General features: G+C 50.6%; 9 protein-coding genes. 5 read left to right on the forward strand and 4 right to left on the reverse strand.

Going from position 1 to position 12,222, the window contains the following annotated elements; genetic code table 11:
• Positions 1-358 precede the first annotated feature (358 nt).
• The 4 genes from HZS80_RS13850 to pyk all read left to right on the forward strand — a co-directional run bounded on the left by HZS80_RS13850 (position 359) and on the right by pyk (position 6,447).
• A complete protein-coding gene (locus tag HZS80_RS13850) occupies positions 359-1,333 on the forward strand; it encodes a TAXI family TRAP transporter solute-binding subunit (protein WP_179916414.1) in 975 nt (324 codons plus the stop codon).
• Positions 1,334-1,419: 86 nt separating this feature from the next.
• Positions 1,420-3,582: a TRAP transporter permease gene (locus HZS80_RS13855; protein ID WP_179916415.1), complete on the forward strand. Its 2,163-nt coding sequence runs from the start codon at positions 1,420-1,422 to the stop codon at positions 3,580-3,582.
• An 89-nt stretch (positions 3,583-3,671) separates the two neighbouring features.
• Positions 3,672-4,931 (forward strand): phosphopyruvate hydratase, encoded by a 1,260-nt coding sequence (gene eno, locus HZS80_RS13860; RefSeq protein ID WP_179916416.1) that lies wholly within the window; start codon positions 3,672-3,674, stop codon positions 4,929-4,931.
• 58 nt (positions 4,932-4,989) lie between these two features.
• A complete protein-coding gene (gene pyk / locus HZS80_RS13865; RefSeq protein WP_179916417.1) occupies positions 4,990-6,447 on the forward strand; it encodes a pyruvate kinase in 1,458 nt (485 codons plus the stop codon).
• A 350-nt stretch (positions 6,448-6,797) separates the two neighbouring features.
• On the opposite strand, the gene HZS80_RS13870 is transcribed toward pyk, so the two are convergent.
• The 4 genes from HZS80_RS13870 to HZS80_RS13885 form a co-directional block, all read right to left on the reverse strand.
• Positions 6,798-7,079, reverse strand: a complete 282-nt coding sequence (locus HZS80_RS13870) for a helix-turn-helix domain-containing protein (RefSeq protein ID WP_179916418.1) — start codon at positions 7,077-7,079, stop codon at positions 6,798-6,800.
• Complete coding sequence (locus HZS80_RS13875) at positions 7,076-7,414, reverse strand: type II toxin-antitoxin system RelE/ParE family toxin (protein WP_179916419.1); 339 nt, start codon at positions 7,412-7,414, stop codon at positions 7,076-7,078. The genes HZS80_RS13870 and HZS80_RS13875 overlap by 4 nt, the downstream gene beginning before the upstream one ends.
• Before the next feature lie 544 nt (positions 7,415-7,958).
• Positions 7,959-8,453 carry a Crp/Fnr family transcriptional regulator gene (locus HZS80_RS13880; RefSeq protein ID WP_246362079.1) on the reverse strand — a complete coding sequence of 165 codons (495 nt, stop codon included), beginning with the start codon at positions 8,451-8,453 and terminating at the stop codon, positions 7,959-7,961.
• A gap of 407 nt (positions 8,454-8,860) precedes the next feature.
• Positions 8,861-9,580 carry a Crp/Fnr family transcriptional regulator gene (locus HZS80_RS13885; RefSeq protein ID WP_035559797.1) on the reverse strand — a complete coding sequence of 240 codons (720 nt, stop codon included), beginning with the start codon at positions 9,578-9,580 and terminating at the stop codon, positions 8,861-8,863.
• 566 nt (positions 9,581-10,146) lie between these two features.
• Here HZS80_RS13885 and HZS80_RS13890 point away from each other — a divergent pair.
• Positions 10,147-12,210, forward strand: coding sequence for a TonB-dependent siderophore receptor (locus HZS80_RS13890; RefSeq protein WP_179916420.1), 2,064 nt, complete (start codon positions 10,147-10,149; stop codon positions 12,208-12,210).
• Positions 12,211-12,222: the final 12 nt, after the last annotated feature.

A 12,222-nucleotide genomic window follows, 5' to 3' on the forward strand; every position in this document is an offset into this window, starting at 1 on the left:
CAGTTGTCGGTATCCCATGCTCTGCTTCACTTTGGTAGGTAAGGCAGAGAGGGTACCGGCGCTGGCCCTCCTGCCTCTACCTTGTGATCCAAAGTGCTGCGCTTATTCTATGAATCCAGGTCACAAGGTGTATCTGCTGCATTTTCGTTAGTAGATGGGCCAATGAGTTTAGCGGAGGCTATTGAGAAAGCAGATCAGTTGCTCAGTGATAGATGTGAATCAATCATTAGGCTATTTCATGCTAGTTCTCTAAGCCATTGTAAATTAACTAACTCAATAAAGGAGGGATTTATCATCTATTCATAAATCTTTGGATTCTAGTTTTAATAAATAATTACAAATTAACGGAGTACTTACTATGAAAATTACAAAAGTTGTAGCAGCCGTATTGCTCGGAGGCACCGTTGGAGGTGCTATCGCTGACGAAGGAAAAGAGAACTGGCCCGAGAGTCTTTCTATTGCGACCGGGAGTCAAGGTGCCACTTATTATATTTATGGCTCTGGTTGGGGAAATCTAGTCGGGGAAGCAACCGGGTCGACCTTTGGTGCTGAAGTAACAGGGGGCCCGGTGCAGAACGTTACCCTTGTCCAAATGGGCGAAAGTGAATTCGGCATGGTGACGACTGGCCCTGCCTTTCAAGCTTGGAATGGTGAAAGTGACCTTGCACCTGGTGTAGAGCATAAGGACATTCGCGCTGTTTTCCCAATGTACCAAACAGCTCTCCAAGTTATCTCGCTTGAGGGGTCTGACATTGACTCAATTTCCGACCTGGATGGTAAGACGGTTGGTATTGGGCCTGCTGGTGGCACGGGCGATATGTATTTTCCCCAACTCTTCGAAAAGTTGGATATAGAGGTCGACACTCGTAATGGTGGGGCTGCCGATCAGGCGAGCCAGGTTCAAGATGGATTAATTGACGCCTTTGCTTTCGCTTCAGGCATTCCTGTTTCGGCTTTCAGCCAGCTTGAGGCTCAGGCTGACGTTAATATTTTCTCATTTTCCGAAGAGGAAATGAGTAAATTCCTTGATGACTACCCAGAGTTGAGCCAGGGAACGATTCCTGCATCCGCATACACCAGCCTTGAGGAAGATGTGCCAGCTATCTCACTGTGGAATTTTGCCATTACGCATAAGGATATGTCTGAGTCCTTCGTTTATGAGGTTACTAAGACGGTAATGGAAAGCCAGGAGAGGATGTTACAAGTACATGGCTCGGCACGCGAAACGATACCTGAAAACGCAGAGCATAATTCCTTCATTCCGTGGCACCCAGGTGCGGTTCGTTGGTTCGAAGAGAATGGCTACGAGATTCCTGAAGACCTACGTGGCTGATTATTAATTATTCAATGCGTCGGCTAACGGTTGGCGCATTGTCTCTTCAAACTAGCGGGTAACTGTAACCTCCAAGGTGACCAGGAATGACTCAAGATACTCTACTTCAAGGAGCAGAGGAGAAGATCGGTACTGATAGCGTCTCCGATGTTCCCCTCGCTCATAATGAGCGCGAGTTATCCGGATTGCTCGGTAAGACAGTGTTCATTGCATGTGTACTGTTTACTGCGATGCATCTTTATGCGCTCAATGTTTCACCCATCGAAACCTGGACGTTTCGCATTCTCCACGTAGCCGGAGGCTTAGCCGTTGGGTTTGCCATAACCGCAGCGATGAGCCTGGATCGCAGCGGCGGAGAAGTGCGCGTTGCCCAGCGAGAATGGTTGGCCCTAATACCTGCGATAGCCGCTGTTGGCTACGCTAGCTTCTGTTTGGTCCTTGCTTGGTTTCAGCGCGATATTCAGGGAACGACCCCTTCTAATTGGGTTCTGGCTCATTTGAGCTGGGCATTGGTTGTGGCAAGTGCCATTGCGATGATCGGCAGTTGGGTTGGGCGAAGTTCAAGTCACTCGATACATTGGGCTGATATCGTACTCATTATTGCCTCGGTTCTGGTCGCCGGGTACCTTGTACTAGTGCTCAACCGTTGGCGTATGACGGCGGGCATGCCTATGGCCAACCAAAATGATTTTCTCGTGGCCGCGGTGGGGGTTGCGCTAATTATGGAGCTGACCAGACGTGTGGCTGGACTGGCTCTTATTGTTATAACCGCGGTGTTTCTAATCTATGCATTTGCGGGGCCTTACTTGCCGGGTCTGCTTGAGCATCGTGGTTATACGGCATCGCGTTTTTTCACCTACCTCTACACTGACAATGGCGTTCTCGGACCCACTACCGCAGTATCCTCCACATACATTATTTTGTTCATTACCTTTGCGGCGTTCCTGCAAGCATCCCGTGTGGGCGATTACTTCGTGAACTTCGCCTTTGCGGCAGCCGGGCGCACCCGAGGTGGGCCCGCTAAGGTTGCGGTGTTTGCCTCTGGCTTGATGGGTATGATCAATGGAACTTCTGCTGGTAACGTGGTGGCTACTGGGTCGTTGACGATCCCTTTGATGAAGAAAGTAGGCTATCACCCGCGCAGTGCTGGTGGCATTGAGGCTGCTGCTTCAACCGGTGGGCAGATAGTCCCTCCGATTATGGGGGCAGGTGCCTTTATTATGGCGGAGGTCACCGGTATACCCTATACCGAGATCGCCGTGGCTGCGTTGCTGCCGGCTGCACTCTACTTCCTTTCGATTTACTTCATGGTAGACCTAGAAGCTCGCCGCGACGGCATGCAGGGCCTGTCTCGGGATCAACTTCCCGTTTTTAAACAGTTGGTTAAACAAGTCTATCTTTTCCTACCCATCGTTATTCTGGTGAGCACCCTATACATGGGCTATTCGGTAATTCGTGCCGGTACCCTTGCGATGATCAGTGCCGCGGTAGTTTCTTGGTTTACTCCACACTGGATGGGCCCTAAGGCGCTGCTAAATGCGCTATCTCTAGGTGCACGCATGGCGATTCCGTTGATAGCGGTATGCGCCTGTGCGGGCATCATTGTTGGCGTCATTTCGCTTACTGGCGTTGGCGCTCGCTTTGCTTCCATGCTGCTAGGGATTGCGGATGCCAGCCATCTGTTGGCGCTATTTTTCGCCATGTGTATTTCGATACTTCTGGGTATGGGTATGCCTACCACAGCTGCCTATGCGGTTGCAGCGTCAGTGGTCGCGCCGGGACTACAGCAAATTGGTATTCCGCCGTTGGTCGCGCACTTTTTCGTGTTCTATTACGCAGTACTCTCAGCAATTACGCCACCGGTGGCCCTAGCTGGGTACGCTGCCGCGGCAATTGCAGGTACTGATCCGCTGAAAACAGCCGTTACGTCCTTCAAGTTCGGCTTGGCAGCCTTCATCGTACCCTTCATGTTCTTCTATAACCCAGCATTGCTCATGGAGGGTAGCTGGTTCGAGATATTGCGCGTAGCCATTACTGCCGGTGTGGGTATCTATTTGCTAGCAGCTGCCGTTCAAGCCTGGTTCCTCAATGGCCGAGTCAATTGGATACAGCGCGTATTATTACTCGTTGCTGCGCTGGCCATGATCGCCGGTGGATTGATGACGGATCTCATCGGGCTAGGGCTCGGGGCGTTGGTCTTCTTATGGCAAGCGGCCCTGCAAAGAAACAAGCATAAGGCCCCAATCTGATTGCTTATTGCCTCGTTAAAGCGGAGACGTTGAGGACTGGTGGAATACCCGCAGTCTACTCTCCGCTCATGCAACTGAAGAAGAGAACCATGACAAAAATTGCCGATATCCGTGCCCTTGAAGTACTCGACTCACGCGGTAACCCCACCGTATATGCTGAAGTGCGCCTTGAAAGCGGAGCCACAGGAAGTGCTTTTTCCCCTAGCGGCGCTTCCACTGGATCCCGTGAAGCTTTAGAACTGCGTGATGGCGATAAGGCCCGTTACCTGGGTAAAGGCGTTCTAAAAGCTGTCAAAGCCATTAATGGAGTTATCCGTGACAAGCTGATCGGAATGGACGCCTGTGATCAGCGCAGTCTCGACGAGGCTATGCTTGAGCTCGACGGCACTGACAATAAAGCCACCCTTGGCGCCAACGCCATCCTAGCCGTCTCGTTGGCAGCTGCCAAAGCGGCAGCCATTGCCAAAGGAATGCCACTGTATGCACATATTGCCGTGCTCTATGGGCAGCCGGGCCATTATCTGATGCCGGTACCGATGATGAATATTCTCAATGGTGGTGAGCATGCTGATAACAATATCGATATTCAAGAATTTATGGTGCAGCCAGTCGGTGCGCCGAATTTCCGTGAAGGTCTTCGGATGGGTGCCGAAATATTCCACGCCTTGAAGAAGGTGCTCCTAGAACGTGGTATGTCCACCTCGGTGGGCGATGAGGGTGGTTTTGCCCCCACTTTGAGCTCGAACGCTGAGGCGCTTGATGTAATCCAGCAGGCAGTAAAAGGAGCCGGGTATGTGCTCGGCAAGGATGTCAAGTTGGCGCTGGACTGCGCCTCATCCGAATTCTATAGCGATGGTCAATACCACCTTATGGGTGAGGATAAGCACTTTGATGCTGCTGGCTTCATCGATTACTTAGCTGAGCTTTGTGACCAGTACCCCATCACCTCCATTGAAGATGGTTTGGACGAGTCTGACTGGGCAGGATGGAAGCGCTTAACCGATAAGCTCGGTGAAACCATACAATTGGTCGGAGACGATCTTTTTGTTACGAATACAAAGATCCTTAAGCGTGGCATTGATGGGAATATCGGCAACTCCATTCTCATCAAGTTCAACCAAATCGGTTCACTCACCGAGACCCTCGATGCAATCCGGATGGCCCAAGATGCAGGGTTTACGACGGTGATTTCCCACCGCTCGGGAGAGACCGAAGATACTACCATAGCCGATTTAGCCGTAGGCACCTGTGCTGGACAGATTAAGACTGGCTCGCTTTCCCGAAGCGACCGCGTGGCTAAGTACAATCGGCTGTTAGTTATCGAAAGTGAACTAGAGCGGTATCATTAATCAGCTTCAAGTGAATAATGATACCGAACCAGATCCTCGATTATTCTCAAGGCATATTATGAAACCACAACCGCGACACCCTCTTCGACGTACTAAAATCGTTGCCACTCTGGGCCCGGCCAGTGACCGAGAGGGTGTACTTGAAGCGATGTTAGAAGCTGGCGTCGATGTTGTGCGCCTTAACTTCTCCCATGGCTCGGCAGAAGATCATCGCCAACGATTATCGCGGGTAAGAGAAATTGCCAATCGTCTTGGCCGTAGCGTCGCCGCCCTGGGCGATCTACAAGGCCCTAAAATTCGCATTGCCCGTTTTAAAACAGGGGCAGTGGAACTGACGGAAGGCCAAACTTTCGTCCTGGATATGGCAATGGAGGGCGCCGCTGGCAATAACGAGCGCGTCGGTTGCGATTATAAGATGTTGGTCAAGGATGTAGTTTCAGGCGATCGTCTGCTGCTTGATGACGGGCGTTTAGTGCTTGATGTTAGCCAAGTGGCTGGCAATCAAATCCACACCACTGTCGTCGTGGGAGGAAAACTTTCCGACAATAAGGGTATCAATAAGCAGGGCGGTGGCCTTTCGGCACCAGCACTGACTGAAAAGGACAAAGCTGACCTTAAGACAGCAGTAGAGATCGGCGTCGACTATCTGGCGGTGTCCTTTCCTCGGAGTGCCGCCGATATGCAAGAGGCCCGTCTGTTGCTTGGGGAAGCGGGAACAGAGATTGGTCTGGTCGCCAAACTTGAACGCGCTGAAGCCGTTGCCGATAACGCCACCCTTGCTGGCATTATTGAGGCCAGTGAAGCGGTTATGGTGGCGCGTGGAGATCTGGGTGTTGAGATCGGCGATGCTCAACTAGTAGGCATCCAGAAGCGTATTATCAAACAGGCTCGTACATTAAACCGCGCGGTGATTACTGCTACGCAAATGATGGAATCGATGATCGAGTCACCTCTGCCCACTCGGGCTGAGGTGTTCGATGTGGCCAACGCCGTACTCGACGGCACTGATGCCGTCATGCTCTCTGCTGAAACCGCCGCTGGCGATTTTCCAGTGGAAACCATCGAAGCTATGAACCGTATCTGTCTTGGCGCCGAGCGCGAGCGGCTTATCCAGGAGTCGGGTCATCGTATCCATGAGGGCTTTAGTCAAATCGATGAGACGATTGCACTGTCTGCTATGTACGCTGCTAACCATCTGGAGGGGGTTAGGGCTATCGCCTGCATGACGGCCTCGGGCTATACGCCGCTCATCGCATCGCGCATTAGCTCAGGCCTACCCATCATAGGCCTCGCTCACAACCCGGTTGCCCAACGTCGTATGGTACTTTATCGCGGAGTAGTCTCTCTTCCTTTCGACACCAGTGAAATGAGTGCCGTGGAGCTCAACGATCGAGCACTAGCATTGATAGTCGAACAGAACATTGCTGTAACGGGCGATTACATAATCCTCACTCGTGGTGATGAGATTAATGCACATGGAGGCACCAATACCCTTAAGGTTTTAGGTATTGTATAGCTGGTTACCACGGCGTCTAGATTAGGCTTGCAATATCGAGTTTTTTTAATCGAAAGCTATTTGCAATTTATGGTTTTATCAAACAATAAACGCATGGCTGGTTAACATTGGAGTGAAAGAAAAAAAGCTAATGGTTTGTTTTTTAAAATTCTTTCATAATATTAAAAGCGTAATTTTTTATTGAGAGCATCATATTCTCCCACTCTGAATGACTGCTTTTGGCCGATAAAGGTCGTACCAAATTTGGTAGTTTTCTTTACACATAGTGACCGCCCATCAAAGTCCTGCTAAGGGATGGTCTTGCGTAAAGAAATTGCGTAAATATTTCTACGTACAGAACAGGAATGTTTTTAAGCGACCTCAAGTACGCGCATTTCGACATGCAGCCCCGCCGCTACCACCATGTTCACCAGCGTATCGAGACCAAATAGGTGGATTTTGCCACACATCAGATCGGATACCCTGGGTTGAGTGACGCCCAGCCGCTTAGCAGCTTCGCCCTGAGTCCAGCCCTGCCGGTTAATGTGCTGCTCAAGGGCCATCATCAGGCCGGAGCGGAGCTTCATATTTTCCGCATCGGCGGCAGTATCCTCGATGGCGTCCCACACGCTTTCAAAAGTCTCATTACTCATCGTTTCACCTCGCTTAGCAAGGCGCGATATCTGGCTTCGGCCAGGTCGAGATCCGCCTTACTCGTCTTCTGGGTTTTCTTCTGGAAGCAGTGCAGAACATAGACAGCTTCGGCGAGCTTGGCTACGTAGATCACTCGAAATGCACCACTAGCGTCTCTGATGCGAATTTCTCGCATGCCCTGACCAACGGTGGCCATTGGCTTCCAGTCGTTCGGATCAAGCCCTCTTTGCACCTTATCAAGCTGGTAACCTGCTTCCTGCCGCACAGTCGCCGGGAAAGCGCGGAGATCGGCGAGGGCGCTGCCTCGGAAATTTAGGGGTTTGTATTCTGACATGATGTAAGTATACAAAGTTCTGTATAGTTCGCAATGTAGGTGCTACCCATAGGCATGCTGTTCGAGAGAGGTGAGAACTCAAAATCAGTACACCAACGGTACACACACTAGCTTCGCATGCTATCCTTTAACTTCGCTAAACTACTGATTCTAAACAACTGTACCTTTTTCTAAATTACGGCTACTTTCCTTTGTTTGTCAGTAACTTATTGTTATAGTAGCCAACTCATAATCCCTTGGTCGTAGGTTCAAGTCCTACTGGGCCCACCACTTTTCAATGACTTATCCTCGCTTTATCCCCTCCTCGCTGTACTTTTCATCAAAGTGGCAACAAAGTGTCAACCGAATATCTTCGGGCCGTACGTGACGGCTTCCGTCAAATGATCAGGGGTGACTTGTGCATAATGCCTGTTCATTTGACGATGATCTTTTTTGAAAACCCGCCATAGCGGGTTTTTATCTTTAGTGTTTTACAAGTTCCAAGGGGAATTGCACGGACAAGTCGAGTATGAGAGCTGATGTCATTTAGCCAACTCCATCACGGTTATAAAACCGGCAGCATTTTGGTATAGAGCGCGCAATCGACGCTATAGCATTCGCAGGACGCTTCAATCAGGCCCGGTCGATCAATCAATTTGATCGCGCCGCGTTGATAACGAATCAAGCCGCGCGCATGCAGGGCAATTACTGCCAGTGTCATACCCGCCCGTCTTACGCCGAGCATCATGGCCAGAAATTCATGGGTTAACTGCAGTTGGTCCGTTTCGGCGCGGTCTTGGGTCATCAGTAACCATCGGGCTAGGCGCGCCTCAATGCGGTGGAAATGATTACAGGTCGAAGAGGTGGCCAGTTGATTCATTACCACATAGAGATATCGCTTCAGGCGCTGATGTAATACCGGGCTATCCAAGAGAAGCCGCTGAAAGCTGTCCGCGGTGAGGCGTAGGGCTGAACCTGAACCTTGTACCAGAGCGAGCAGTGGGGTCTCTTCGACGCCGAGCACCAGGGAGCTACCGAGCATACCTTCACGGCCCGCCATCGCTACCTCTAATCGGTGGTTATTAACAATGACGATAATCAGGGAAATAAAACTGTCGATTGGGAAGTAAATGTGGGTAATAGGTTCCTGGGCTGGAGGAGCACTTCGCCAAACTGCAGCTCAACGCTTTCACACGCCGTCATAAACGCATTCCGTTCGATAGCCGGAAGCCCTGCAAGCAGTTGGTTGGCATTTGGAACGTTTAAAATAGACGTCATGTGCCTCTCCGGTTATAGGAACCTGGCAAACGGCATAATGACGTTATCTATCATTTTGATGTCGGCTTCAGATAGGCCGTCATTGCTCGCTGACGAACTGTCTGCATATTAACAGTGAGTCAATTAAGGTCGGCACGCTAGCGTACATAGCGGGATAATGCCTGTTTTAAAAGGGATGCTGCCTTTTATTCACATCACATTATGGTGATTTAACAGACGGTAGTATTCATCTTTGACAACGGCATAGCACTCGCAAACCCGTGCCTCTAGTCCTGGTCGGTCAATAACCTTGATACGCCCACGGTTGTAAGAGATAAGACCGGCTCGCTGAAGTTTGCCCGCCGATTCAGTGACTCCCTCACGACGAACGCCCAACATGTTGGCAATCAGCTCTTGCGTCATGACCAATTCATCGCCCGGTAAGCGGTCAAGGCTGAGGAGTAGCCAGCGACATAGCTGCTGGTCAACGCTGTGGTGGCGATTGCATACCGCCGTTTGAGCCATCTGTGTTAGCAGAGCTTGGGTGTAGCGGAGCAGCAGCCGTTGCATGGGGCCAGCGCGGTAGAATTCGTTCTTGAGTAGTTGGCCTTTAAGGCGGTACGCCAGCCCAGCACTTTGAACAATCGCTCGACTGGGTGTGGTCTCACCGCCCATGAACAGTGATACGCCAACAACCCCTTCATGGCCGACAACAGCGATTTCTGTGGAGGCGCCGTTTTCCATCACACATAGCAACGAGACGATGGAATCCAGCGGAAAATAGACATACTTCATTTGCTGCCCAGACTCAGACAGCGATTGGCCTAATGTTAGCGTTACCCTTTCTAAATGGGGTAATAAACGTGAAAGCTCCTCTTCCGGCAGCAGACCTAGCAGGGCATTCTGCTGGAAATTGCTAAGTTCAAGCATTGAATCTCTTCCCCCTTTGCTGGCTATCGCTCAGCTTCTAATACACATCGCCTGTGTAGAATGCTTGTTTTCAAGTACTTTTTCCTGATATCTCAAGTCGTTAAACATCATGCCGCTAAATATAAAGTGACGATAGGCAAACTCTGTACACTGACGCACATAAGGAAGCTTGGTAAGTATCGAAAATGCGAGCCGTATCAATAAAGCTTAGACGGTAAAGGATTTTTCTCATCCCGTGTTCGCCAGTGTACAGTCACTTTTGAATATACGCTTTAGGGTACCTATGAGTGTGGCAGCGGATATGCCTAAGCAGGATGTTGCACTTCGCGCCGCAGGGAACGCGGCGTCTCTCTTCTCAAATTTCGATTGCCATCAGACTCGTGGCAGTCGAGATACATGATTGATTTTCCCTTGCACTTGATTGATCCATTATTAGAAACCACTCAAAATTCCCGCCGCGAAGCATTGATCAAAACAACTCAATAGCGCTATCATAAATGCTAATAACAACTATTATCATGATATTTATTCTGCTTCTTGTCGCTAATTCTAACTGAGTCCTGCCCATGCCTCGTCTGCCGTTTGCTCGTCGCCCCTTGGCGCGCTCAATATCCGCGCTGATCCCCGTTACCGCGGTGCTCCTTTGTACATCTGCCTATGCTCAGGAAGAGACTACTTCCAATGATACCGTGGTAGTAACTGCTACCGCGCTGAAGGTGGACACGCCGCTGGTAGAAACGCCGCGCCCGGTTTCGAGCGTTGACCGTGAAGAGTTGGAAACCCGTAACGTTCAGCAGTTAGATGAATCGTTCCGTTATCGGGCGGGCGTTTTGTCGGGCCACTATGGTAGCGATAACAATACCGATTGGTTCAAGGTTCGTGGTTTTGATCAGTCTACTTATCAAGATGGTCTACGCATCTACCGTGAAGGGTTCTATCAGTGGCTACCCGAGCCTTATGGTCTTGAACGGGTGGATGTCTTTAAAGGGCCCTCATCGATTCTCTACGGCGAGGCGCCTCCTGGTGGCTTGATCAATGCGGTTAGCAAACGCCCTACCGAAACTCCCCAAGGGGAAGTTAATTTGCAGCTTGGTAACCGCAACCATCGCCAAGTAGGGATTGATACCAGCGGGCCGTTGGGTGAGTCAGATGATGTACGCTATCGCCTAGTGGGTCTCTACAAAGAGCGGGATGGCGATTTAGACGCTACGGATAACGAACGCTACTACTTTGCGCCAAGCCTAGCGGTTGATTTTAGTGAAGATACGACTGTTACCTTTTTAGCTAGCGTGCAAAAAGATGACGGCGTTCCGGTTAACGGATTTAAACTACCCTACGGCACCGTACAAGATACACCTTTCGGCCGGGTCGACCCTCAGACCAATTTGAGCGAGCCAGGCTACGATAAGGATACGCGGACTCAGTGGGGGTTAGGCTATGAGCTTCGTCATGACCTTAATGACACCTGGGCATTTGAGCAGGACCTACGCTATAGCGAGTTAGATCTTGAGCTGCGCAGCACCTATGCGCTTTTTATGGTCGATGATCGCCGTGCTTCAAGAGGGTTGGTATATCGTGACGGTTCTATCGATAGCTGGACCGTCGATAATCGCATGGTAGGTACCTGGTACGGTGATCGCACTGAGAACACATTACTGCTGGGCGTTGATTATCAGAACCTAAGCCTGCGTGGTCAGGAAGGGGACGACTACGCGTTCGGTGAGCCGATTGACATTTTTAACCCAACCTACGGCAACTTTACGCCAATCGCCCAGGAAGATCTGTTAACACGAGAAATCGATAAAGAGCAGACTGGTTTATATGCTCAAAATCAGCTTCGTATCGATGACCGTTGGGTGCTGTTGGGCGGCGTACGCTATGACCAAGCCGAAACTGATAACCGTAACGTAACGGCGGGATCGACTCAGCGTTCAGATGATGACCAAGTTTCTTGGTCAGGCGGTGCAATGTATCTGGGTGAAAACGGTGTAAACCCTTATATCAGCTATACCGAGTCGTTTGACCCAGTCGGTCGCGTTGACAGCGCTGGTGATCTTTACGACCCCCGTGAAGGTCGTCAGTGGGAAGCCGGCGTTAAGGTAGCTCCCTTTGGTTGGGATGGTTACGTAACGGCGGCGTTATTTGATTTGGAAGAGAGCAATACGCTGGTTAACTCTCCAGCAGGCTTCCAGGTGCAAGAAGGTGAACGCACCTCGCAGGGCTTTGAGTTGGAAGGCGTTGGCTATCTAACCGATGCGTTAAAAGTTACGGCAGCTTACACCTATACAGATTCTCGCTTAGAAGACGATGATCGCGCGCCGTTAATCCCGCGTCATCAAGCCTCTACCTGGCTGGATTATGCCTTTACCGGCGGTGCATTGAATGGCATTACTCTTGGCGGTGGTGTGCGTTATGTAGGCAGCACCGTTGATACCAGCGTCGCGGACAACACAGAAGTGGATAGTTATACGCTGGTTGATGCGATGGTGGGCTATGAGTTTGCCGAGGGTTGGGAAGCTCAGGTCAACGTTAATAACCTCACCGATAAAGAGTACGTAGCAAGCTGTGAATACTGGTGCTACTACGGCGAATCCCGCAGCGTGATTGGCAGCGTGAAATACAGCTGGTAAGGCGTTAATGCT

Origin of the sequence: Vreelandella glaciei, assembly GCF_013415125.1 — a bacterium.
Taxonomy (GTDB): Bacteria; Pseudomonadota; Gammaproteobacteria; order Pseudomonadales; family Halomonadaceae; genus Vreelandella; species Vreelandella glaciei.

Excerpts from the sequence above, each read along its gene's own strand:
- HZS80_RS13850 (WP_179916414.1), top strand. The coding sequence starts at position 359 with ATGAAAATTACAAAAGTTGTAGCAGCCGTATTGCTCGGAGGCACCGTT.
- HZS80_RS13855 (WP_179916415.1), top strand. The coding sequence starts at position 1,420 with ATGACTCAAGATACTCTACTTCAAGGAGCAGAGGAGAAGATCGGTACT.
- eno (WP_179916416.1), top strand. The coding sequence starts at position 3,672 with ATGACAAAAATTGCCGATATCCGTGCCCTTGAAGTACTCGACTCACGC.
- pyk (WP_179916417.1), top strand. The coding sequence starts at position 4,990 with ATGAAACCACAACCGCGACACCCTCTTCGACGTACTAAAATCGTTGCC.
- HZS80_RS13870 (WP_179916418.1), bottom strand. The coding sequence starts at position 7,079 with ATGAGTAATGAGACTTTTGAAAGCGTGTGGGACGCCATCGAGGATACT.
- HZS80_RS13875 (WP_179916419.1), bottom strand. The coding sequence starts at position 7,414 with ATGTCAGAATACAAACCCCTAAATTTCCGAGGCAGCGCCCTCGCCGAT.
- HZS80_RS13880 (WP_246362079.1), bottom strand. The coding sequence starts at position 8,453 with ATGGCGGGCCGTGAAGGTATGCTCGGTAGCTCCCTGGTGCTCGGCGTC.
- HZS80_RS13885 (WP_035559797.1), bottom strand. The coding sequence starts at position 9,580 with ATGCTTGAACTTAGCAATTTCCAGCAGAATGCCCTGCTAGGTCTGCTG.
- HZS80_RS13890 (WP_179916420.1), top strand. The coding sequence starts at position 10,147 with ATGCCTCGTCTGCCGTTTGCTCGTCGCCCCTTGGCGCGCTCAATATCC.